This is a genomic window from Rhizobacter sp. (assembly GCF_032229685.1).
Classification (GTDB): domain Bacteria; phylum Pseudomonadota; class Gammaproteobacteria; order Burkholderiales; family Burkholderiaceae_C; genus LMDS01.
This window is the reverse complement of record NZ_JAVTWP010000020.1, coordinates 172,171-194,595: the sequence shown is the minus strand read 5'-3', so window position 1 is coordinate 194,595 and position 22,425 is coordinate 172,171. Positions and strand designations below refer to the sequence as shown.

The window sequence follows — 22,425 nt, the reverse complement described above, 5'->3', positions numbered from 1 at the left end:
TGACTACCTTCGGTTCGTGCCGGGCTCGGCGCAGCTGGCGTCGGAGCCGAAGGGGGCGTGTTCCAGCATGCGGTTCCAGAGGCGCCGCCACTCGGGCCAGTCGTGGCCCCCGGGGGTCGTGAACACCTTGTCGGCCGGCAGGCTGGCGGCCAGCAGCCGGTTGGCCGGGGCCAGGCGGTCGCCGAGCGCGTAGCCCAGGTAGAGCGGCGGGCGCTCGCCGGGGCTGGTCGCGTAGGCCTGCAGCCACTGCCACAGGCGCAGGTCCAGATCGTTCGGCACCGGCTCGGGCACCGCACCGCGCCACGCCTTCAGCCCGCCGTCGGCCTGCACCGCGTCGGTGACCCGGGGTTCGCCCAGGTAGGGCGCGAGCAGCATCAGGCCGTCGGTGTCGGCCGGCTGCGCCCGGGCCTGGATCAAGGCGCCGAGCCCGCCGAGCGACACCCCCACGATCCAGAGCTGGCGGTAGCCCTTGGCGCGCGCCGGCGCGATCACGTCGGCCTGCAGGCGTTCGAGAATCGTTCTGTCTTTGTAGTAGCCGGGATGTGCATCGACCAGCACCACGTCGACGGCCAGGCGCCGTTCGCGCAGCGCCCGAACGAAACCTTCTCGCACGAACTCTTCGGGCAGGGAAGAGGCGCCGGGCAGCATCACGAGCAAGGTCTGCGGCCGTGACGCGCAGGCCGCATCGTCGTGCAACACGCGCAAGGGCACGGTGCTTTCGCGCGGCAAGAGGCCACAGCCGGCGAGCAGCGCCAGCAACGCGAGCAGCAGGGTCGTGGTCGGCCGGCAGGTTCTCAGGCGGTTCGTTTCAGGCATGCCACGATGATGGCGCAGATATGGCGTGGGCGTGCCCGCGCCGCCCCGGGGGCGGCGTTGCTGAATCACAATCGCTGTCAGGCCCACCTGCACACACCGATGCGACAGCAATCAGACCCCGGCATCCAGACTGGCGACGCCGCGCCGCAAGAACGAGCCGACTGGACCGTGGACCAGGGTTGGGAGCGCTACACCACCACCGAGCACGGCGTCTGGAAAACGCTGTTCGAACGCCAGACCCGTTTGCTCGCCGGCCGCGCCTGCGACGAATTCGTGCAAGGCATGCACGACCTGCCGATCGGGCCGGAGCAGATCCCCGATTTCAGGCGCATGTCCGACGTGCTGCAACGGCGCACCGGCTGGCAGGTGGTGGCGGTGCCCGGCCTCGTGCCCGACGAGGTGTTCTTCGAGCACCTGGCGAACCGTCGCTTCCCGGCCGGCCAGTTCATCCGAAAGCCGCACGAACTCGACTACCTCGAAGAGCCCGATGTCTTTCACGACGTGTTCGGTCATGTGCCGATGCTGATGAACCCGGCGATCGCCGACTACATCCAGGCCTACGGCGTCGGCGGCCTGCGGGCGAAGCGACTCGGCAAGCTCGCCAACCTGGCGCGGGTCTACTGGTACACGGTCGAATTCGGCCTGGTCCAGCAGAAAGACGGCGTGCGCCTCTACGGCGCCGGCATCGCCTCGTCGTTCACCGAGAGTGTGTTCGCACTCGACAGCGCTTCGCCGAACCGCATCGGCTTCGACCTGGCGCGTGTGATGCGCACGAGCTACCGCATCGACGACTTTCAAGAGAGCTACTTCGTGATCCGCAGTCTCGACGAGTTGCTCGCGCTGGCGCACATCGATTTCGGGCCGCTGTACGACGGCCTGAACGACGGCACCGAACACCAACCCGGTGACGTGCTGCCCGCCGACCGCGTGCTCACGCGCGGCGACGGCAGCTACCACGCGGCCAAACGCGCGCTGCTCAGTAAGTGATGCCGTAGCGGTAGCCCTTGTAGTCGAGCACCGCCGACTTGAGCCTGATCTGCTCGAGCGACAGGTTCGGCGCGAGCTTGTCGCCTTCGTGGAAGGTCTGGCCGTTGACGATCAGCATCCGGTTGGCCGGGTTCTGCGAGTACATCGCTCCGCCGATCGCGAGGGCCGGCAGCTCGCGGCGGATCTCGTCGGGCAATTCGCTCAACTGGTAGATGCGCGGTTCGGTGGCAGCGGGCGCCGAGGCCGGGCGGCGCGGCTCCGAAGCGCGCGGCGTGGCCGCTGCCGGTGCTGCGGCAGGCACCGGTGCCGGGGGCACCGCGGCCACGAGCGGTGTCGCTGCGACGGTTGCCTGCACGCTCGCCGGCGCCGGCGCCGGAGTCAGCGGTACCGGCGCGGGCGCCGGGCTGAGCGGAATGGGCGCTGCCGGCGTCACCGCCACCGGTACCGGCGGCTGCGCCGACGGCAGGCCGGCGATCGGCGGTGCATCGCGGCCCAGCAGCCACCAAGCGGCCGCCGCCAAAAGCGCCAGCACCAGCACGGCCGCCACCACCCAACGCAGCCCGGCCCGGCCGGCGCGGGGCGCTTCGGCGTCGGCTTCTCCCAGCATCGCCGGTTGCGCGTGGATGCCGGGCACCGAACCCCGCTCGCGCTCGGCGTCGGCTCGTCTCAGGGCGTCGAGGACGTAGGACATGTCAATTGGCCCCCGGTTCGGTCAGCAGGCGCGGTTCGTCCACACCACTGGCGCGGTTGAGCTGCATGAAGGTCGTGGGGCCGGCCACGCCGTCGGGGCGCAGGCCCTGGGCGAGCTGGAAGGCGAACACCTTGCCGCGCAGCGCAGCGTCGAAGCGTTGGCCGGCTGCCGGCGGCGCTTCGCCGCGAAGCCGCGCCAGATCGGCCGCGAGCCGCTCGACGACCGGGCCACCGCTGCCGTCGGCCACGGCGTTGCGGTAACCCTGGGGGGCACGCCAGAAGGTCGCGAAGTCACCACGCCACCACTGGGCCAAGGCCACCAGCGGCAGGGTGCGCAGCACGCCGCCCATGCGCAGCGTGGCGGCCTGATCGGTCAGGCCGACGAGCACGGCGTACACGGGTTTGTCGTCGCCGCTCTGCAGCGTCAGGATGCCGGGCCGCCCGAGCTGGCGGATCTGCGCCAGGGTGCTGGAGCTTCTGAAACACGGCACCTGCTGGCGCTGTGCCGCCGCGCACGGGTCGCCTTCATTCAGCTCGAGCTTCCAGGCCGGTGCGAGTTCGCGCCACGCTTCTTTTTCGTCGGGGGTCAAGGCACGAATGGCCGCTCTCAGATCGGCCGCCGACAGCACCGCAGCCGCGGCAGACGAAGCCGGCCCCGCTGCCGCCGACGCCGAAGAAGCCGGCGCCGCCGCGGTCAGCGCGCTCGACGCTGCTGCCGACGCCACCGGCAGAGCCGCACTCGCAGCGCTCAATGCGGCTGACGGCGCCGTGGCCGAACCGCCGAAATGCCAGGCCACCGCCGCGAACAGCGCCCCACCCAGCGCCACCCCGCCCAGGCCGACGGCGGCCAGCGCGAGGCGCCTGCGCGGCACCAGCGCGAGCTTGGGTTTGCCGAACACCTCGGCCGCCGCCTTGTCGACGATCTCGGTGTCGACACGGGCCTTGCCTTCGGCATACGCCCCCAGCAGCGCGCGGTCGCACAGCAGGTTGATGCGCCGGGGCACGCCGCGCGCCAGCTCGTGCACCCGCTTGCGCGCCGGGCGGTCGAACGGCAGCGGCCGGTTCAGGCCGGCCACGGTGAGGCGGTGGCGAATGTAGTGCGCCGTTTCCGATTCGGTGAGCGCGCCCAGGTGAAAGCGCGCGATCACCCGCTGCGCCAGTTGCTCCAGTTCGGGCCGGGCCAGCATGTCGCGCAGTTCCGGTTGGCCGATCAGCACGATCTGCAGCAGCTTGCGCTCGCTGGTTTCCAGGTTGGTCAACAGGCGCAGCTGCTCCAGCACGTCGGCCGAGAGGTTCTGTGCCTCGTCGATGATGAGAACGTTGTTCTGGCCGACGGCGTGGGTGCGCAGCAGAAAAGCGTTCAGCGGGTCGAGATAGTCCTTCACCGTGGGCGTGCCGGGCGCGTGCTCGGGCAGCGGGATGTGGAACTCGTCGCACACCGACCTCAGCAGCTCGGGCACGGTGAGCTTGGGGTTGAAGATGTAGGCGACGTTGCAGCGCTTCGGGATCTGCTCGAGGAAGGCGCGGCACACCGTCGTCTTGCCGGCGCCGATTTCACCGGTCAGCAGCACGAAGCCGCCACCGCCACCCACGCCGTAGAGCAGGTGCGCCAGCGCTTCGCGGTGGCGCTCGCTCATGAAGAGGTAGCGCGGGTCGGGAGCGATCGAGAACGGCTCCTGCTTCAGCCCGAAGAATTGCGCGTACATGGGCAGAGGATAGCGGTGTGGCCTTCAGGCCCGCCGCGCGCGCATCAGGCCGACATCGCTTCACCCAGGCGCACGGGGCGCTCGGGTGCCCAGGCCGGGTTGAACCGGCAAGCGCCCTTGGGGAACAGCAACACCACCGTGGAGCCGAGCAGGAAGCGGCCCATCTCGTCGCCCTTCTTCAGGGCGATCGGCTGGTCGGCATAGCGCCACTCGCGCACTTTCTTCGCGCGCGGCGGGTTGACGACGCCGTGCCACACCGTCGCCATGCTGCCGACGATCGTCGCGCCGACCAGCGTGAGCACGAACGTGCCGAGCGCCGAGTCGAACAGGCACACCACACGCTCGTTGCGCGCGAACAGTCCGGGCACGCCACGCGCCGTGGTCGGGTTCACCGAGAACAGGTCGCCCGGCACGTGGATCATGCGCAGCAAGCGGCCGTCACAGGGCATGTGGATGCGGTGGTAGTCCTTCGGGCTGAGGTAGATCGTGGCGAAGCTGCCGTCTTGGAACTGCGCCGCCAGTTCGGCGTCGCCGCCGACCAGCGCCGTCGTCGAATAGTGGTGGCCCTTGGCCTGGAAGATCTGGTCGCGCTCGATCGCCCCGAACTGGCTGATCGCACCGTCGACCGGGCAGACCAGCGTGCTGTTCGCCAGCGGCCGAATGCCCGGCTTGAGCGCGCGGGTGAAGAACTCGTTGAAGGTGGCGTAGTGCGTGATGTCGGCGTCGAGCGCTTCCGACATGTCGACGCCGTAGCGGCCGATGAACCAGCGAATGATGCGCGTGGTGAGCTCGCCACCGCGGTGGTTGGCCACGAGGCCGCCGAACGCTGTCATGGCCTGCTTCGGCATCAGGTACTGCGGCAGGACGTCGAGGCGGTCGGACACGGAGGGCGGTTTGGGGGGCGGTGACGGCAGCGGATTGTATCGACGGTGCCCAGGCGCGCCGATCAGGCCACGAACCAGGGCCGCAGTTGGCGCGGATCGCAGGGAGCCGCCTGCTCGGCGTCGATGCCAAAAAGAGACCGCCCTAAAGAGCCCCAGTCAAAGGTGCCGCAAGAGCCATGGCTCCACGAAACAGGGCCACTGGCTCCTTTGACGGATGCGGCGCGAGGCCGCGATTTCCAGAATTCACCCCAGTCGTTTTTCAGACCCGGTGAACGACGCCCTCCTCCTCCGACACCGGGTTCGCCACCCCCACCGAAAGCACACGAACCATGAAATTGCAAAGCTCCCTTCGAAGGTCGATGCTCGGCGCCACGCTGGCGCTGATGAGCCTGCTCGCCGCCTGCGGCGGCGGCGGATCGAGCGACACCCCGTCGACCCCCACAGACACGACACCCCCGCCCGCCACCGCGAACTTCACGCTCGCGCTGTCGGCACCCAAAGCACCGATCCTGCAAGGCTCGAGCGTCACGCTCGACGCCACCGTCACGCGCAGTGCCGGCTTCACCGGCGACGTGGCCCTGGCCGTGACCGGCCTGCCCGCCGGCGTGAGCGCGACCGCGGTCACGATCGAAAGTGGCGTCACGACGAAGCAGATCACGCTGAGCGCCGCCGCCACCGCGCCGCACTCGCTGCCGACCGAAGCGACCGTGAAGGGCAGCTCTGGCAACGCCTCGGCCCAGCAGGCCATCACGGTCACCGTGCGCGGCGTAGCGGGCTCGCTCGACACCAGCTTCGCCGCCGGCGGCATGCAGATCACCCCGGTCGGCGCTTCCGACGAGTACGCCCACGCCATGGCGATCCAACCCGACGGCCGCATCCTCGTCGGCGGTTATGCGAACGGCGCCAGCACCGACTTCGCGCTGGTGCGTCACCTCCGCGACGGCGGCCTGGACCCGAGCTTCGGCACGGCCGGCAAGGTCACGACCGACATCGCCGGCAACAGCGACGTGGCCAACGCGATCGCCCTGCAGACCGACGGAAAGATTCTGCTCGCCGGCTCGACCGACGTGCCGGCCAGCGGCAAGCGTTTTGCGCTCGTGCGCTACAACGCCGACGGCAGCCTCGACGCCGGTTTCGGCAGCGGCGGCAAGGTGATCACGTCGTTCGGCAGCCAGTCCGACGAAGCCTTCGCGATGGTCGTGCAGCCCGACGGCAAGATCGTGGTGGGCGGGCACACCGCGGGCTTTGGCCGAGGCGTGGACTTCGCGCTCGCCCGCTACAACAGCGATGGCAGCCTCGACGCCACGTTCGGCAACGCCGGCAAGGTCGTGACCGCGATCGTCGGGCTCGACGGGCGCGATTCGATCTACGCACTCGCGCTGCAGACGATCGGCGGCCAGACCCACATCGTGGCCGCTGGCGGCGAAGGCGACTTCATCGTCACGCGCTACAAGCCCAACGGCGACGTCGACCCGACCTTCGGCATCGGCGCGCGGCTTGACGGCGTGTTCGGCTCGATCATCGGCGCGGCGCGCGCGGTGATGGTCACGCCCGACAACCGGATCGTGATCGCCGGGCACACGATGCACGACCACGCGGTACTGCAGCTGACCGAATCGGGACAACGTGACCCGTCGTTCGGCGGCGGCACCGGCATCGTCATCACGCGCGTCAGCACCATCAACTGGAACGAGGCCACCGCCGTCACGCAGCAGGCCGACGGCAAGCTCGTGATCGGCGGCTGGGTCTACGCCGGCAACGGTTCGAGCGGCGATTTCGTGCTGATGCGCCTGGGCAGCGACGGCGTGCTGGACGCCGGCTTCGGCAACGGCGGGATCGTCATCACCGCCGTGGCACCGGGCCTGAAGGACGACGGCGCCCGGGCCGTGGCGCTGCAGGTCGACGACCGCATTGCGACCGTTCGCAGCGTCCTGGCCGGCTCGACCAACGACGCCAACTACGACTTCGCATTGACGCGCTACTGGCACTGAGCCGAAGCGATTTCAAGCACCCACCTCTTCCATTCATCCAAAGGAACAAGATCATGCAGACCACCCTCACCGCACCACAAACCGCCGGCGCCACCGTCACCCCCGAGCGCTTCAATTTCTACACCACGATTCACAAGGCCTTGCGCAGCTTCATGTGCGACACCTTGTGCCGCGTTGGCCGCCTCGACGTCGACGACGCCGACGAGATGAAGGCCACGCTGGGCCAGCTCGACACCCTGCTGTCGCTCTGCACCGATCACATCGAGCACGAGAACAGGTTCGTGCACACGGCGATCGAAGCGCGCCTGCCGGCAGGCGCGGCCCGCACTGGTGCCGACCACGCCGAGCACGCCGACAGTATCGAAGCACTGCGCTGCGAAGCGACCGCGCTTGCCGCTGCGCCAGCCGTCGAACGCATGCGACTGGCCCTGCGCCTCTACCGGCACCTGGCGCTGTTCGTGGCCGAGAACTTCCATCACATGCACATCGAGGAAACGGCCAACGCCGCGGCGCTTTGGGCGCACTACAGCGACGCCGAGCTGCACGCCGTCCACGACCGCCTGCTGGCCTCGATTCCGCCCCAAGGCCACCTGCTGGTGGCACGCTGGATGGTGCCCGCGTGCAGCCCGGCCGAGCGAGCCGGCATGCTCAACGGCATGAAGCTCCAGACCCCACCCGAGGCCTTTCTGGGCGTGCTCGAACACGTGCGTCCGCACGTCGACACCCCCGGCTGGGTCAAGCTGACCCGCGCCGTCGGTGTGGCTCAGGTGCCCGGTTTGGTGAACATGGCATGAACAAGCCCCAGGCCCCGGCCTGCGCCGCGACCGTGACGGTGAAGCTGCTGGCCCTTGCGGCCTTCTGCTGCATCGTCGCCACCGGGCCGCTGCCCTCTTCAGGCAGCGCACCCACGACCCCGGCGCTTGCCGGTCCGGGCGCGGGCACGACTCACATCACAGGAGAACCGAAATGAACAAATGGCTCAAACGCTCGGGCCTCGGCGTGCTCGCGCTGGCCGGTCTCGGCGTCACGGCGCTGGTGATCGGCGCGCAGCTCGGTGAACGCAAGATGCAGCGCCGGATCGACGTGAAAGTGTCTCCGGTCGCGCTGCGGGACGACGCGGCCAGCGTCGAGCGCGGTCGCTACCTCTTCATGTCGCGCGGGTGCACCGAATGCCACGCCGCCGACGGCGCAGGCAAGGACGTGATCAACGACGGCAAGGGCTTTGTCGTCCACGCACCGAACATCACGCCGGCGGCGGGCAGCGTGGTCGCCGCCTACAGCGCGAGCGACTGGGTCCGCACGATCCGCCATGGTGTGAAGCCCGACGGCCGCCCGGCCATCGTGATGCCGAGCGAAGAGTACGCACGATTCACCGACGCCGACCTCGCTGCGCTGGTGGCCTTCCTGCGGCAGATGCCGGCCGTGGCCGGGGGTGGCGCGAAGATCGAGTTCCCGCTGCCGGTGAAGGCCTTCTACGCCGCCGGACTGGTGCAGGACGCGGCCGAGAAGATCGACCACACCTTGCCGGCCTCGACACCGGTGCCCGAGGCTGTCACCGCCGAACACGGTGCCTACGTGGCGAACAGCTGCATCGGCTGCCACGGCGCCGGCCTGTCGGGCGGCAAGGTGCCGGGCGGCCCGCCCGAGTGGCCGGCCGCGGCGAACCTGACCACCGGCGCGGGCTCGGCGCTGACGCGCTACCCCACGGCCGACAGCTTCGTCGCCATGCTGCGCAGCGGCAAGCGCCCCGACGGCAGCGCCATCAGCCCGGTGATGCCCTTCGCGGCATTGAAGGCGTTGAGCGACACCGACGCGAAGGCGATCTACCTTCACCTGAAGGCGATGCCGCCGCGTGCAGCGGGGCAACATTGAGCCCTCGCGTCAGGCGTCGGGCGGCGGCTTGCCGCCCGGGCTTTCTGCAGGCGGAAAGCCATGCAGCACACGCTGCGGGAACGGGATCTCCACGCCCTCGGCGTCGAGCAGGTCGAGCACCGCGAGGTTGACGTCGGAGCGCACGTTGCCCTGGCCGTTTTCCGGGTCGGCCACCCAGAAACCGATGTTCAGGTTGATGCCGTCGGCGGCGAACTCGGCGAGCTGGCAGTTCGGCGCCGGGTCGGCGAGCACACGGGGCACCTTGGCGACCGCGGCTTCGAGCTTGGCCTTGAGCGAGCGCACATCGGTGCCGTAAGCCACCTGCACAGCGGTGCCGAGCGAGACCTTCGGGTCGGCGAGCGACGAGTTCTCGACCCGCTGCGTGATCAGCATCTCGTTCGGCACGATCGATTCGCGCCCATTGAGCGCGCGGATCACGGTGTAGCGCGTGCGAATGTCGCTGATGCGGCCTTCGAAGCCGTCGACCTTGACCATGTCGCCGATGCGCAGCGAGCGCTCGGCCAGCACCACGAAGCCGCTGATGTAGTTGGCGGCGATCTTCTGCAGGCCGAAGCCCAGGCCCACGCCGATCGCACCGCCCAGCACCGACAAGGCCGTCAGGTCGATGCCCACCGCCGACAGCGCCAGCAGCAGGCCGACGAACAACAGCAGCGCGCGCACGATGTTGGCCGCCATCTTGCGGATCGACAGCGTGCTGCCGGCGCCGTGCAGCAGCTTCTTCTCGATCGCCGCCGACAGCCACAGCGCCAGCACCATCACGAGCCCGGCGGTCAGCGTGCCTTCGACGACGTTGCGCAGCGAGATGCTCGCGCTGCCGACCTTCCACTTCAGCTCGTCCATCGCGTCGAGCAGCAAGGGCAGCAGCCCGGTGACCCACAACACCACCGCGATCCAGGCCAGCCACGAGATGCTGCGTTCGATCACCCGCACCCAGCGCAGGCCGGGAAAGGTGACACCGAGCACCCGAACGCTCAGGCGGATGACGACGAGCGAGACCAGGATCGGCACCGCCAGCTTGAACACCGCCGCCCGCACCGTGCCGGCCAGCGCGAGCTTGGCGGCGAAGGCCAGCGCGAGCGCGAGCACCGGGAACAGCACGCCGTCGAAGATGCGCCGGCCGAAGACGATCGAAGCTTCGGGCACGGTCGGCCCGCGGATCAGGCGGACGATGCACCAGGCCAGCGCGAGGCAGCCCGCCAGCACCGCCAGTTCGGTCAGCGCGCCGGGCTGCGCCAGCGAGCCGAGCAGGTCATTGAGTTCTCCGGCGTTCAGCTGGCGCATCGTGGGCAGTCGCTATTCTTCATTGGCGTTATCCGCGGGGTGGCACTAAAGTTTAACGACGCCCTCTGGCGCCCACCGGGAAGGGAGTCCACATGCTTGTCAACGCCGCTGTCACGACCATGCTGCCCGTCATCGACATGGCGCGCGCCCGCGAGTTCTACGAGCGCCGGCTGGGCTTCAAGCCGGGTGGGCTCAAGCCCGACGGCAAGTTCGTCTATGCGGTCGACGGCACCACGCTCGCGCTGTTCCCCAAGCCTGAAGGCACGAAGGCCGACCACACCGCCGTGAGCTTCCAGGTGCCCGACATCGCGCAGAGCATCAGCGAGCTCAAGCGCAGCGGCGTGGTCTTCGAGGACTACGACTTCCCGGGGCTGAAGACCGTGGAGCACGTCTGCGTGCTCGGCGCCGAGAAGGCGGCCTGGTTCAAGGACACCGAAGGCAACTACCTCTGCCTGCACGAAGACCTGGCGGCCGGCTGAAGCAGCGGCTCAGACGCCAGCCAGCACGCGCACGTGCGCGGCCACGCTGCGCGCCAACGCGCCGAGGTTGTAGCCGCCTTCCAGGCACGAGACGATGCGTCCCTTGGCGTGGCGGTCGGCCACGCCCTTGATGCGCCGCGTCATCCATTCGTAGTCGGCCTCGACCAGACCGAGCTGGCCGAGCTCGTCTTCACGGTGGGCGTCGAACCCGGCCGAGATGAAGATCATCTGCGGCCGGAAGGCTTCGAGGCGTGGCATCCAGTTGGCTTCGATCATCTCGCGCACTTCAGGGCCGCGGGTGTAGGCCGGCACCGGCACGTTGACCATGTTCGTGCCCTTGGGCACGCCGCCGCTGAAGGGGTAGAGCCGGTCCTGGAAGATGCTGACCATCAGCACGCGCTCGTCGCCGGCGATGATGTCTTCGGTGCCGTTGCCGTGGTGCACGTCGAAGTCGATGATGGCCACCCGCTCCAGGCCACGCACGTCGAGCGCATGGCGCGCGGCGATCGCCACGTTGTTGAAGAAGCAGAAGCCCATGGTCTCGTCGCGCGTGGCGTGGTGGCCGGGCGGGCGAACCGAGCAGAAGGCGTTCTCGACGGCGCCGTCGAGCACGGCGTCGGTCGCCGCCACCGCGGCCCCTGCGGCGCGCTGCACGGCCCGCCAGGTGCCGGGGCTGGCGGCGGTGTCGGGGTCGAGCGAACGCAGGCGGCCGACGGTTTCGACGTCGACCAGCACCTCGCGCAGTTCATCGACGTAACCGCTGCTGTGCGCGTGGGCCAGGTCGGAGGCCTGCACCAGCGGCGCCTCGCGGCGCTCGAGCGCCACCTCGAGCCCGCTGGCGAGCAGGTAGTCGTTGATCGCGTCGAGCCGCTGCGGGCACTCGGGGTGGCCGTGGCCCATGTCGTGGCCGTGGCAGTCGGGGTGGCTGTAGAAAGCTGTGGTCATGTGCCTGATTCGACGTTCTGAAAATGGGTTTTCGGGTAAGGTGGCTGCATGGACAAACGTGCAGACAAACCCCTCGCCACACAGCTCACCGAACTCGTCAACCAGATTAGCACGATCATCGTGGGCAAGAAGTCGCAGATCGAAGACTGCGTGGCCTGTGTATTGGCCGGCGGCCACCTGTTGATCGAAGACGTGCCCGGGGTCGGCAAGACCACGCTGGCGCAGACGCTCGCTGTCTCGCTCGGGCTGCGCTTTTCGCGCACCCAGTTCACCGCCGACCTGATGCCTTCCGACCTGATCGGCGTCAGTGTCTACGAACGCAGCAAGGAAGCCTTTGTGTTCCATCAAGGGCCGGTGTTCGCGCAGGTGCTGCTGGCCGACGAGATCAACCGCGCCGGGCCGAAGACGCAGAGCGCGTTGCTCGAGGCGATGGAAGAACACCAGGTCACGATCGACGGCGAAACCCGCGCGCTGCCCGAGCCGTTCTTCGTGATCGCCACGCAGAACCCAAGCGACCAGCTCGGCACCTACCCGCTGCCCGAATCGCAGCTCGACCGCTTCCTCATGTGCATCACGCTCGGTTACCCCGACCAGGCCAGCGAACGGGCGTTGCTCGCCGGGCACGACCGGCGCGAAGCGATCCACGGCCTGCGCGCGGTCATGTCGCCCGAGCAGTTGCTGGCGGCGCAGAAAGCCGTGCACGCGGTGCACGCGTCCGACGCCCTGCTCGACTACCTGCAGGCGCTGATCGCAGCCACACGCTCCGGCCGCTGGTTCGTCGAGGGCCTGAGCCCGCGTGCCGGCATCGCGGTGCTGCGCGCCGCCCGCGCCCGCGCCCTGCTCGGCCAGCGTGACTACGTGGCCCCCGACGACCTGCAATACGTGTTGCCGCAGACCGTGGCGCACCGCCTGGTGCCGGTGGCCGGCGCCGGCCGGGGCCGCGTCGAACAGGTGCGCGCGATGGTCGAGGCGGTGCCGCTGCCTTGAGCCCCGCCAGTCACCCGGCGCTGGCCGGCATTCAGGTGTTCGAGCGCGGCTGGCTGTCGTCGAACAACGTGCTGCTGCCCGACGAGGCCGGCGCCACACTGATCGACACCGGCCACCTCAACCATGCCGAACAGACGCTTGCGCTGGTGCGGCATGCACTCGCTGGCCAGCCGCTCGCACGCATCGTCAACACCCACCTGCACTCTGACCACTGCGGCGGCAATGCCACGCTGCAACGCGCGTTCGGTGCCGAGGTGTTCGTGCCCGAGGCGTCGGCGGCGGCGGTGCGTGCGTGGAGCAGCGCTGGCCTGACCTTCGACCCTTCGGGCCAGCGCTGCGAACGTTTCACGCTGCAAGGCACGACCCGCGCAGGCGACGTGATCGAGGCGGGTGGCCGCCGTTTCGAGGTGATCGAAGCACCCGGCCACGACCCGCAGTCGACGATCCTCTTCGATGCGCAGCACGGCCTGCTGCTGTCGGCCGACGCGCTCTGGGAAAACGGCTTCGGCGTCGTCTTTCCCGAGCTCGAAGGCGAGCCGGGTTTCGACGACGTGGGCGCGGTGCTCGACAAGATCGAGCGCCTGCCGGTGCAACTGGTCGTGCCGGGCCATGGCGCGCCTTTCAGCGACGTGGGCGCCGCGCTCGCCAGGTCGCGTGCGCGGCTCGCTGCCTTCGTGGCCGAGCCGCGCCGCCATGCGCGCCACGGCGCCAAGGTGCTGATGAAGTACCACCTGATGGAAGTGCGCGAGCAGCCCCTGGCGCTGCTGCGTGACTGGGCCGCGAACACCCCGCTGTTCTGCTCGGTGTGGGCCGCCCACGGGCTCAGCGAGGCCGACAGCGCCGGCGAATGGTCCGAACGGCTGGTCGACGAACTGGTGGCAAGCGCCGCGCTGCGCCGGCTCGACGCCCGCGTGCTGGATGTCTGACGCTCAGGTGGGCGTCGGCGTGCCGGCCATGCGGTCGTACTTCAGGAAGAACTCGCGCGCAAGGGCCAGCAACTGTTTCTCCGACACATGGTCGAGCGTTTCATAGGCCACGATGCGCTTCGCCGTCTCGGGCCGGTGCTTGTCGGCGTAGTGCTTGAAGTCGGCCAGCGCCACCTTCGGCCCGGTGACCAGCACCTCCGCGATCCCGGCCAGCGCATCACACACATGCCCGAAGAATTCGTGCTCGCTGCGCACCTCGCTGCCGTGCTGGCGGGTGTAGTGCACGTGCGCCTTGACCTTGTCCGAGGTGACGTGCACCGCGTCGAATTGCAGCACTTGCGCGTTGTGGTGGTCGAGCCAGCTCACCGCGTGAATCGTTGTCATCGTCCGTTTCCTTTCGGGGCAGGGGGCGGCAGACGCGTGCGACGGCAAGGTCTTGCATCACGGCCCTTCACGAGAATCATGACGGCGCCAGCGGCCACCGGCCTTGCGATGGGTCAAGCGTCACGCCGACACGCCCCCAGGCCCGCGGCGTCGACAGATTCACCTTAGGATCCCGCCATGTCGAGCGCTTCCGCCCTGCCCCGCCGGCCTGCACTGCACATTGCCGCCCGGCTGCGCGCGCGCTTCCGGCGCTGGCTCGAAGGCCGCCTCGCGCGCACCGACACACTGCTGCTGACGCAGCGCAACGTGTACATCCTGCCGACGCGTGCCGGGCTGATGTTCGGCCTGACGCTGATCGTGCTGCTGCTCGCGTCGATCAACTACCAGCTCAACCTCGGCTACGTGCTGACCTTCCTGCTGGCTGGCAGCGGCGTCGTGTCGATGCACCTCACGCACGCCACGCTGCGTGGCCTCACCCTGCACCTGAAGCCCGTCACACCCGGCTTCGCCGGCGACCCGGCCGGGCTCGACATCGTGCTCACGAGCCCCGACAGCGCGCGCTTCGGCATCGGCCTGAAGGTCTCGGGCGCCGCCGACTCCACGCTGGTGTGGATCGACGTGCCGGCCGGCGGCCAAGCCACGGCGCAGGTGAGCTTCGTGCCGGCCGCGCGCGGGCTGCACGACACGCCCGCACTCAGCGCCGAAACGCGCTTTCCGCTCGGCCTGTTCCGCACCTGGGCGGTGTGGCGGCCGGCCACGCAGTTGCTGGTCTACCCGAAGCCGGAACAGCCGCCCGCGCCCTTGCCTGCGGCACGTGCCGTGCCGGGCGGCAAGGGCCAGTCGCGCAGCGCCGACGGCGGCGAGGTTGAAGGCGTTCGTGCTTACCGGCGCGGTGACCCGCTCAAGCTCGTGGCCTGGAAAAAGGCGGCCCGCACGATGGAAAGCGGTGGCGAGCTCGTGAGCCGCGACACCAGCGCCTCGGCCCACCAGGAGCTCTGGCTCGACTGGCAGGCCTGCGCATCGCTGGCGCCCGAGGCGCGCTTGTCGCGCCTGGCGGCCTGGGCGATGCTGGCGCAGCGCGCCGGCGTCGAGTTCGGCCTGCGCCTGCCGGGTGTCGACATCGCACCCGACCACGGTGACGCGCAGAAGCGCCGCTGCCTCGAAGCGCTGGCGCTGTGGCGATGAGCGGCAGCCTCGTGAAGATCGCCCTGCCGCAGTGGCCGGGCTGGAGCCACCTGCCGCGTGAAGCGCGCGACACGCTGTTTCTGCTCGGCGTGATCGCGTGGACGGTGCTGCCGCACGCCTCGCACCTGCCGCTGTGGTGCACGCTGCTCACGCTCGTGGTGTTGTTGTGGCGGGTTCGGCTCGCGCTCAACAACGCCGCCCTGCCCGGGCGCTGGGTGCTGGTGGGCGTGCTGGTGCTCGCCGCCGCGCTGACCTTCTGGTCGTTCCGCACGCTGCTCGGCAAGGAGCCCGGCGTCACGCTCACGGTGGTGCTGATGGCACTGAAGACGCTCGAACTGCGCGCACGGCGCGACGCCTTCGTGGTGTTCTTCCTCGGCTTCTTCCTGATCCTCACCCACTTCCTGTATTCGCAGTCGCTGCTCGTGGCCGGGGCGATGCTGGTGTCGGTGTGGGGTTTGCTCACGGCGCTGGTGCTCGCGCACATGCCGGTCGGCCAGCCCAGCCTGCGCCAGGCCGGGCGGCTGGCGGCCCGCACCGCGCTGCTGGGCGCACCCATCATGGCGCTGATGTTCGTGCTGTTCCCGCGGGTCGGGCCGCTGTGGGGTGTGCCGCAAGACGGCCTGTCGAGCACCGGCCTGTCGAACAGCATGCGCATGGGCTCGATGAGCAAGGTCGCGCTCGACGACGGCATTGCGTTGCGCCTGCGCTTCGAGGGCACGCCGCCCAAACCCGACGCCATGTACTTCCGCGGGCCGGTGCTGTCGCGTTTCGACGGCGCCGAATGGCGCCCGGCGATCCCGTCGCTGATGCTGCCGCAGCAACGCCGCCGCAACCTGCGCGTCGAAGGTGAGCCGGTGCGCTACGAGATGACGCTCGAGCCGATGCGGCTGGCGAGCCTGCCCTTGCTCGAAGCCACCATCAACGCGCCGCAGATCGACGGCATGGCCGTCTTCGGCATGGCCGATCTGCAATGGCTGGCCGAGCGGCCGCTGTTCGAGCGCGTTCGCTTCAGCGCCGAGGCCCACACCCGGTTTCAGCACGGGCCGGTCGCGTCCACTCTGGCGCTGCAGGAGATGCTCGACCTGCCGCCCGGCTACAACCCGCGCACGCTGGCCTGGGCCGCAGCGATGCGGCGCGACCCCCGTTATGCCCAGGCCGACGGGCGCACGCTGGCACAAGCGCTGATGCAGCACATCCGCACCGCCGGCTTCAGCTACACGCTGGCCGCCGACCCCTACGGGCGCGACGCGATCGACGAGTTCTGGCTCGACCGGCGCGAAGGCTTCTGCGAGCACTTCGCCGCCGCGTTCGTGGTCGTGATGCGCGCGCTCGACGTGCCGGCGCGTGTGGTCACCGGCTACCAGGGCACCGACCCCTTGCCGGTCGACGGCTATTACCTCGTGCGCCAGAGTTCGGCCCACGCCTGGGCCGAGTACTGGCAAGAAGGCGTGGGCTGGGTTCGCGCCGACCCCACCGCTGCGGTGGCCCCCGACCGCATCAACCGCAGCGCCAACCTGGTGGCGTCGCCCGGCTTCGTGGCCGGCGCGCTCGGCAACGTCAACCCGGCCCTGCTGGCGCAACTGCGGCAAGGCTGGGAGCTCGTCAACAACCGCTGGAACCAGTGGGTCATGAACTACTCGCGCGGCCAGCAGCTCGACGTGCTGAAGAACCTCGGGTTCAGTTCACCGAGTTGGCAGGACCTGGCGATCTTGCTGGCCGGTGCCTTGAGCTCGCTGGCCCTGGTGGGCGCCGGCTGGGCCTGGTGGGACCAGCACCGTGTCGACCCCTGGGTGCGGCAGATGCAGCGGCTGCGCAAGGCCTTGAACACGCTCGGCATGGCAACGTCGGACCACGAACCACCGCGGGCGCTGGCAGCCCGTGTGCGAGGGCTCTTCGGTGCCCACGGCGAAGCCTTGGCGAGCCTGCTCGACGCGCTCGACCGGCAACGCTACGGCCGCGACAACGCCACGCGGCCCGACCGCCAACTCACCAGCCGCTTCGTCGCCCTGGCGCGGCAACTGCGATTGCACCCTCGCGGATAATCGGGCGTTTCAGCGCCCGACCGATGCCCTTTTCCTCTTTTCCCCGCGCGCTCGCACTGAGCCTCCTGGCCGGCAGCCTTTGCGCTGCACTGGCGGCGACCCCGAAGGCGAAGACCCGCAGCGCCGAAGCCGTCGCCGACGGAACCCCCGACATCGTGACCTACGGCCGGCGTGACGACGTGATGCAGTTCGGCGCTGAAATCGCCGAACGCCGCGGCCTCGACGCCGCCTGGGTGCAGGCCGCCCTGCAGCGCTCCCGCTACGTGCCGAACGTGGCGAAGTTCATCATGCCCCCGCCGGCAGGCACCGCGAAGAACTGGGCCGCCTACCGGGCCCGCTTCGTCGAGCCGATCCGCGTGCGCGCCGGCCTGGCCTTCTGGCGCGCGAACCAGAAGTGGCTCACCCTGGCCGAAGAACTCTACGGCGTGCCTCCGGAGATCGTGGTCGGCATCATCGGCGTCGAGACGATCTACGGCCGGCACATGGGCAACTTCCGCGTGATCGATGCGCTGGCCACGCTGGCCTTCGACTTCCCCAGCGGCCGCAAGGACCGCAGCCCGTTCTTCCGCGAAGAGCTCGAAAACTTCTTCGTGCTGTGCCGAAGCGAAGGCGTGGAGCCGCTCGAGCTGAAAGGCAGTTACGCGGGCGCGATCGGCATGCCGCAGTTCATGCCGTCGAGCTTCAACAAGTATGCGGTCGACCTCGACAGCGACGGTCACGTCGACCTGCACACCAACGCTGCCGACGTGATCGGCAGCGTGGCGCACTACCTGGCCGAGTTCGGCTGGCAGCGTGGCCAGCCCACGCGCTTCGACGTGGCGCCGCCGGTCGATGCGAGCGAACGCGCGCTGCTGCTCGGGCCCGACATCCTGCCGAGCTTCAGCGCGCAGGACTTCGTGGCGCGCGGCGCCCAACTGGGCGGTGCCGCTCTCGCGCACGAAGGCAAGCTCGCGCTCGTCGAGCTGCAGAACGGCGACGCGGCGCCGAGCTACGTGGCCGGCACCGCGAACTTCTATGCCGTGACACGCTACAACTGGTCGAGCTACTACGCGCTGGCGGTGATCGAGCTCGGCGAAGCGGTGGCGCGCGAAGTGGCGCGTGAAGACGCCCGCGTCGTTCGTTGACGTCGTTCGTTGACGTCGTTCGTTGACCGCGCCTACTGGCGCGCCGCCAGCACCACCCGCGCCCAGCGGGCGATCTGGCGTGGCATCGCGGTGAAGTGCGTGCCGTAGAGCGGCGCGCCATAGCGCAGCATCATCAGCACCAGCCTCGCGGCCAGCGCGTCGCCGGTGTCGGCGAGCCGCTGCAGCATCTCGAACGCAGCCTCCCACTCGCCACGCTCGTAAAGCGCGATGGCCGCATCGAAGCTCGCACTCGGCACCAGCCGGCCGGCAGCGTGGCGTGAGGCCTGCGACGACACGCCGCCGACCAGCGCCGCACTGAGGACCATCGAAGCCCCCTGCCGGGGGTTGGCGCCGTGCACCCAGCGGTGCTGGGCGGGTGAGTCGGTGGTGGTGGCGTTCATCGGGCAGCTCCGTGGTTCGTGGCGATGGTGAAGATGGCGGCCGCCACGGGCTCGGCGGCGCTGCGGGCAACCGGCTCGCTGTCGAAGCTCATCGGGAACAGCCAGGGCAGCGTGGCCAGAACGGCCGCGATCGCCAGGAACAGGTTGGTCAGGTCGAAGCCACGCGCGCGGCGCGGCTTGCGGGTCGATCGACGACGGCGAGCTTGGGTCATGGAAGCAGCTCCGGTGGTGGCGGGCAGCGCCGGGTCATGGGCGCACTCACCAATCCATACGGGGCCAAGCCGCCGAACCGGACGACGAAGAATCAACTGCTCACAAAACCGCCAGACAGCGCCGCGAGTGCCAGCGGCACCAGCGGTGCGACCAGCATCGCCGTGAGGGCGAATGCGACACCGCCGATGATCCACATCAGCGGTGCCCAAGCACGCTCGGGCGAGTGCCAGGCGGCACCGAGATCGAAGTCTGGTGTGTCGTTCATGTGCGTTCTCCCTGGTCTGCGCCAGCATCGAGGCTGCGAAACACGCGCAGTCTGCGAACCGAAACAGGTCTTTGGGAGATACGCGAAGGCGGCACGGAACCGGACACCAAGGCCGCCCTGGGCCGAGCGTGTTACTGCTTCTTGTTGCCGAAGGCGCGTGCGACCACCACGCCCACCACCACACCCAGGATGAACGCACCGGCGATCAGCATGGTCGGGTCGCCGGGTGGCGTGACGGCCGTCGAGGTGGGCGGGCACGACGCGCACGCGTTCACCGGCGAGGCCTTGAGTGCGGACGCTTCCTGCGCCATGGCCGGCAGGCCGGAAAGAAGCAGTACCGCACCGGTCGCGCTCTTGATTCTGGTTTGCATGATGTTCTCTCCGAGTGGTCAACTGAAGTAGCCGGGCACGGCCGCGGCGGGGTTCGGCCCACGCTGAAGCCGCGTCGGCATGGTATCCGCCGCCGCGCCGGTTCCGGCGCTCGCTTCCAGCCGCTGCAGCAGCGCGAGCACGCCCTGGTAGGTCGGAGAGTCTGCGCCCAGCGCGCTGCGCAGGATCGGCTCGGCCTGCTTGACCACAGCCAGGGCTTCGGGGCTACGCTGCAGCGCCGCCAGCGCCAGCGCGGTGTTCAACGCATAGAGCTTGGTGGTCGGGTGGTCGGTGCCGAGCACGCGGGCGCAATCAGCCACCGAACCGGTCAGCAACTCCAGTGCCCTCGCAGGTTGGCCGGCCTGCATCAGGGCCACGCCGGTCAGCATGCGCCCGTTGGCGGCGATCCTGAGCGCACCGCCTTGCAATGGCGCGTCGCCCAGAACGGCCAGGCCCCGCTCTGCCCAAGCACGCGCCTCGGACGAGTCGCCGCTCCTCAGCCTGTGGTCGGCCAAGGCGAACAGCGCTGCGGCCTTGAAGGTGGGCTTCATCGCGATCTCTTCGCCCGATTGCCCGAAAGCTCGCACACGCTCGAACAGCGCCGGCACGTCGGCGGCGTCGGGCGAGAGCGAGCGCAGGCGGAACTCCAGCAGCAACGCTTCGATCTGCAGGAAAGGCAGGCTCGCGTCGTTGGCCATCGACTGCAGTCGGGGCAGTTCCTGCAGAGCCGCGTCGAGCCGCCCCAGCCGCACCAGAAGTTGCACCCGCTTGAGGAACAGGAACCGGCAGCTCTGCTCCTGTGGGCCCAGGGCTTCGGCGCAGCGCGGCAGCGCCACGTCGACCATCGCGAAAGCCTGCGCGAAGCGCCCGGCGCCGAACAGCAGATTGACGTGCTCCCAATCCATGTTGCCGACCTCGCCCGGTTCGAGGCCTTGAACCCGGCTGGCGGACTGGCGCAACTCGGCCTGCAAAGCGAGCGCGGTGTCGAAATGGCTCAGGTCGCGCTCGGCACGGAACAGCGCCTGCCCGAGCCTGAACGTTCGCAGATGATCGGCACCGAGCGCTTGAATCGCCGCTTCTCGCGAAACGGCCAGCAGCTCACGCGCCCGCGGCAGATCGCCCGCGTTGAGCGCGATCCACCCTGCCGCTTCGGCGAGTCGCGCGTTGAGTTCGGCATCGGAAGTCGGGCGCCCCGGGACCGTCTCCGCACCCTGCAGCAAGCGGGCCGCCAGCACGAGGTTGTTCATGCGCACGGCGTTGTAGGCGTGGTCGGCGCGCGCCATAGCTTCTTCGCGCGGCTGCTTCAGCTCGCCGTGGATGCGCACCAGCTCGGCATAGGTGCTGTCGGCCGTGACGTACTCGCCCATCGACTCCTGGATCTTCGCTATCCCCCGCAGCAACTCCGCCTGCAGCCGCGGCTGCCCGGCCAGCCGCGTGAGCACGTCCTTGCGGCCCGTCTCCAGCAAATCACGCGCCGTGATGTCGGCACCGCGCGACTTTTCCTGGTCGGCGCGCTGGAAGATGTTCAGCATGAAGTCGCGCGCCGCCACCGCACGGGCCGATTCTTCGCGGGCCTGCAGGCCCAGCACCACCGCCACCGCCGCCACGCCGATCAACGACAGCACGGCGGCCGCGCCCAGCCCCACGCCCAGACGATGCCGCAACGCGAACTTGCCGAGCCGGTACGCGGTGCCCGGTGGCGTGGCCTGCACCGGCTCGCCGGCGAGCCAGCGGTCGAGGTCGGCGCGCAGCGCTTCGACCGACGCGTAGCGCCGCTCGGGTTGTTTGGCGAGCGCCCGCAGCGTGATCGCGTCCAGGTCGCCGGCCAAGCGCTTCTGCAGCGCCTTCGGCGTGCTGTCGCGTGCCGCCGCCGCGGCATCGCCCAGCGTGCGCCGGCTCGGCGCGCGCGGGTCGAGGTCGACGATCGCCTGTTCGAGCTGTGCCGCCGATTCCATCTTCAACTCGTAAGGCCGCTGGCCGCACAAGAGCTCGTAGAGCACCACGCCGAGCGAGTACACGTCGCTCGCCGTCGTGAGCGCTTCGCCGAGCAGTTGTTCGGGGCTCGCGTACTGTGGTGTGAGCGGCCGGCCTGCCACCCGCGTGAGCTCGGTCTCGTCGCGAGTCGTGCCTTCGGCCTCCACCAGCTTCGCGATGCCGAAGTCGAGCAAACGCACTTCGCCCTGCGCCGTGACGAGGATGTTGCCGGGCTTCAGGTCGCGGTGGATCACGAGGTTGGCATGCGCGTGCTGCACCGCCAGCAGCACCTGCCGGAACAGGCGTACCCGGCCTTCGATGCCGAGCGCGGCCTTGTCGCACCAGAGCGTGAGCGCCTCGCCTTCCACGTATTCGAGCGCGAGCCAGGGTTGCCCGGCGGGCGTGACGCCGGCGTCGTGCAGGCCGGCGATGTGCGGGTGGTTGAGTGACGCGAGGATGTCGCGCTCGCGCGCGAAGCGCTGCGCGAAGCTGTCGCGCTGCGTGCTGCTCGCCGTGCGGAACAGCAGCTTGATCGCTACCTGGCGGCGAAAGGCACCGTCGTCGCGCTGCGCCAGCCAGACTTCGGCCATGCCGCCCTGCCCCACATGGCGGATCAGCCGGTAGGGCCCGACGCGGCTGCCCGGAGCCCATTCGTGCACCAGCGGTTCGGGTTCTACGGGCAGCGCCGGCAGCGTGGCCAGAAAGCCGTTGCCACGCACCTTGGAACAGGCCGAAAGCATCTGCTGCAGTTGCCCGAGCAAGGGGTGCGCGCGGGCCTGCAGGCCGGCGAGCCAGCCGTCGAGCGCGGCGCCATCGAGCGCATCGGCCGTTTCGTAGAGCGCCGAGAGTTCCTGCCAGTCTGCTACCGGGTGCCGCTGCATGG

Annotated in this window: 23 protein-coding genes; 11 read left to right on the top strand and 12 right to left on the bottom strand. The window is 69.5% G+C overall.

Annotation, left to right across the window (positions count from 1 at the left end):
• Window positions 1-3: 3 nt before the first annotated feature.
• Window positions 4-816, bottom strand: coding sequence for an alpha/beta fold hydrolase (locus tag AC30PD_RS09225; protein ID WP_489535359.1), 813 nt, complete (start codon window positions 814-816; stop codon window positions 4-6).
• A gap of 99 nt (window positions 817-915) precedes the next feature.
• On the opposite strand from AC30PD_RS09225, the gene phhA reads away from it, so the two are divergent.
• Window positions 916-1,803 carry a phenylalanine 4-monooxygenase gene (gene phhA, locus AC30PD_RS09220; RefSeq protein ID WP_489535358.1) on the top strand — a complete coding sequence of 296 codons (888 nt, stop codon included), beginning with the start codon at window positions 916-918 and terminating at the stop codon, window positions 1,801-1,803.
• On the opposite strand, the gene AC30PD_RS09215 is transcribed toward phhA, so the two are convergent.
• From AC30PD_RS09215 to asd, 3 genes are read right to left on the bottom strand one after another with little or no spacing between them, the layout of a single operon-like run.
• Window positions 1,793-2,494, bottom strand: coding sequence for a general secretion pathway protein GspB (locus AC30PD_RS09215; protein ID WP_489535357.1), 702 nt, complete (start codon window positions 2,492-2,494; stop codon window positions 1,793-1,795). The two genes, phhA and AC30PD_RS09215, sit on opposite strands and share 11 nt — an antisense overlap.
• Before the next feature lies 1 nt (window position 2,495).
• Window positions 2,496-4,199: an ExeA family protein gene (locus AC30PD_RS09210; protein ID WP_489535356.1), complete on the bottom strand. Its 1,704-nt coding sequence runs from the start codon at window positions 4,197-4,199 to the stop codon at window positions 2,496-2,498.
• Between the two features lie 44 nt (window positions 4,200-4,243).
• Window positions 4,244-5,083 (bottom strand): archaetidylserine decarboxylase, encoded by an 840-nt coding sequence (asd, locus tag AC30PD_RS09205; RefSeq protein WP_489535355.1) that lies wholly within the window; start codon window positions 5,081-5,083, stop codon window positions 4,244-4,246.
• A gap of 329 nt (window positions 5,084-5,412) precedes the next feature.
• Between asd and AC30PD_RS09200 the strand changes: the two genes are divergently transcribed.
• The 4 genes from AC30PD_RS09200 to AC30PD_RS09185 are packed head-to-tail and all read left to right on the top strand — an operon-like array spanning window position 5,413 to window position 8,946.
• Window positions 5,413-7,074 carry a hypothetical protein gene (locus AC30PD_RS09200; RefSeq protein ID WP_489535354.1) on the top strand — a complete coding sequence of 554 codons (1,662 nt, stop codon included), beginning with the start codon at window positions 5,413-5,415 and terminating at the stop codon, window positions 7,072-7,074.
• Window positions 7,075-7,127: 53 nt separating this feature from the next.
• Window positions 7,128-7,868 (top strand): hemerythrin domain-containing protein, encoded by a 741-nt coding sequence (locus AC30PD_RS09195; RefSeq protein WP_489535353.1) that lies wholly within the window; start codon window positions 7,128-7,130, stop codon window positions 7,866-7,868.
• On the top strand, window positions 7,865-8,044 hold the full coding sequence (locus AC30PD_RS09190; RefSeq protein WP_489535352.1) for a hypothetical protein: 180 nt from the start codon (window positions 7,865-7,867) through the stop codon (window positions 8,042-8,044). Before AC30PD_RS09195 ends, AC30PD_RS09190 begins: the two co-directional genes overlap by 4 nt.
• Window positions 8,041-8,946, top strand: coding sequence for a c-type cytochrome (locus tag AC30PD_RS09185; RefSeq protein ID WP_489535351.1), 906 nt, complete (start codon window positions 8,041-8,043; stop codon window positions 8,944-8,946). The genes AC30PD_RS09190 and AC30PD_RS09185 overlap by 4 nt, the downstream gene beginning before the upstream one ends.
• 9 nt (window positions 8,947-8,955) lie before the next feature.
• On the opposite strand, the gene AC30PD_RS09180 is transcribed toward AC30PD_RS09185, so the two are convergent.
• A complete protein-coding gene (locus AC30PD_RS09180) occupies window positions 8,956-10,248 on the bottom strand; it encodes a mechanosensitive ion channel family protein (protein ID WP_489535350.1) in 1,293 nt (430 codons plus the stop codon).
• A 92-nt stretch (window positions 10,249-10,340) separates the two neighbouring features.
• Here AC30PD_RS09180 and AC30PD_RS09175 point away from each other — a divergent pair, with 92 nt between their 5' ends.
• Window positions 10,341-10,727: a VOC family protein gene (locus AC30PD_RS09175; protein WP_489535349.1), complete on the top strand. Its 387-nt coding sequence runs from the start codon at window positions 10,341-10,343 to the stop codon at window positions 10,725-10,727.
• A 9-nt stretch (window positions 10,728-10,736) separates the two neighbouring features.
• Here AC30PD_RS09175 and AC30PD_RS09170 read toward each other — a convergent pair whose 3' ends face one another.
• Window positions 10,737-11,672: a histone deacetylase family protein gene (locus AC30PD_RS09170; RefSeq protein WP_489535348.1), complete on the bottom strand. Its 936-nt coding sequence runs from the start codon at window positions 11,670-11,672 to the stop codon at window positions 10,737-10,739.
• A 48-nt stretch (window positions 11,673-11,720) separates the two neighbouring features.
• Here AC30PD_RS09170 and AC30PD_RS09165 point away from each other — a divergent pair, with 48 nt between their 5' ends.
• Window positions 11,721-12,659: an AAA family ATPase gene (locus tag AC30PD_RS09165; RefSeq protein WP_489535347.1), complete on the top strand. Its 939-nt coding sequence runs from the start codon at window positions 11,721-11,723 to the stop codon at window positions 12,657-12,659.
• The gene (locus tag AC30PD_RS09160) at window positions 12,656-13,585 is read left to right on the top strand and encodes an MBL fold metallo-hydrolase (protein WP_489535346.1); all 930 of its coding nucleotides are present in this window, start codon (window positions 12,656-12,658) and stop codon (window positions 13,583-13,585) included. The genes AC30PD_RS09165 and AC30PD_RS09160 overlap by 4 nt, the downstream gene beginning before the upstream one ends.
• Window positions 13,586-13,588: 3 nt before the next feature.
• Here the strand turns inward: AC30PD_RS09160 and AC30PD_RS09155 are convergent, their stop codons facing one another.
• Window positions 13,589-13,969, bottom strand: a complete 381-nt coding sequence (locus AC30PD_RS09155; RefSeq protein ID WP_489535345.1) for a hypothetical protein — start codon at window positions 13,967-13,969, stop codon at window positions 13,589-13,591.
• A 177-nt stretch (window positions 13,970-14,146) separates the two neighbouring features.
• Between AC30PD_RS09155 and AC30PD_RS09150 the strand changes: the two genes are divergently transcribed.
• Genes AC30PD_RS09150 through mltB form a run of 3 tightly spaced genes read left to right on the top strand, consistent with a single transcriptional unit; the run spans window position 14,147 to window position 18,320 of the window.
• Window positions 14,147-15,154 (top strand): DUF58 domain-containing protein, encoded by a 1,008-nt coding sequence (locus AC30PD_RS09150; protein WP_489535344.1) that lies wholly within the window; start codon window positions 14,147-14,149, stop codon window positions 15,152-15,154.
• Window positions 15,151-17,196 carry a transglutaminase TgpA family protein gene (locus AC30PD_RS09145; protein WP_489535343.1) on the top strand — a complete coding sequence of 682 codons (2,046 nt, stop codon included), beginning with the start codon at window positions 15,151-15,153 and terminating at the stop codon, window positions 17,194-17,196. The genes AC30PD_RS09150 and AC30PD_RS09145 overlap by 4 nt, the downstream gene beginning before the upstream one ends.
• A gap of 23 nt (window positions 17,197-17,219) precedes the next feature.
• Window positions 17,220-18,320, top strand: a complete 1,101-nt coding sequence (gene mltB / locus AC30PD_RS09140; RefSeq protein WP_489535342.1) for a lytic murein transglycosylase B — start codon at window positions 17,220-17,222, stop codon at window positions 18,318-18,320.
• Window positions 18,321-18,352: 32 nt separating this feature from the next.
• Here the strand turns inward: mltB and AC30PD_RS09135 are convergent, their stop codons facing one another.
• The 5 genes from AC30PD_RS09135 to AC30PD_RS09115 form a co-directional block, all read right to left on the bottom strand.
• On the bottom strand, window positions 18,353-18,721 hold the full coding sequence (locus AC30PD_RS09135; protein WP_489535341.1) for a hypothetical protein: 369 nt from the start codon (window positions 18,719-18,721) through the stop codon (window positions 18,353-18,355).
• The gene (locus tag AC30PD_RS09130; protein WP_489535340.1) at window positions 18,718-18,933 is read right to left on the bottom strand and encodes a hypothetical protein; all 216 of its coding nucleotides are present in this window, start codon (window positions 18,931-18,933) and stop codon (window positions 18,718-18,720) included. The genes AC30PD_RS09135 and AC30PD_RS09130 overlap by 4 nt, the downstream gene beginning before the upstream one ends.
• Before the next feature lie 92 nt (window positions 18,934-19,025).
• Window positions 19,026-19,199 carry a hypothetical protein gene (locus AC30PD_RS09125; RefSeq protein ID WP_489535339.1) on the bottom strand — a complete coding sequence of 58 codons (174 nt, stop codon included), beginning with the start codon at window positions 19,197-19,199 and terminating at the stop codon, window positions 19,026-19,028.
• A gap of 131 nt (window positions 19,200-19,330) precedes the next feature.
• Window positions 19,331-19,570, bottom strand: coding sequence for a hypothetical protein (locus AC30PD_RS09120; protein ID WP_489535338.1), 240 nt, complete (start codon window positions 19,568-19,570; stop codon window positions 19,331-19,333).
• A gap of 18 nt (window positions 19,571-19,588) precedes the next feature.
• The gene (locus AC30PD_RS09115) at window positions 19,589-22,423 is read right to left on the bottom strand and encodes a serine/threonine-protein kinase (RefSeq protein ID WP_489535337.1); all 2,835 of its coding nucleotides are present in this window, start codon (window positions 22,421-22,423) and stop codon (window positions 19,589-19,591) included.
• Window positions 22,424-22,425: the final 2 nt, after the last annotated feature.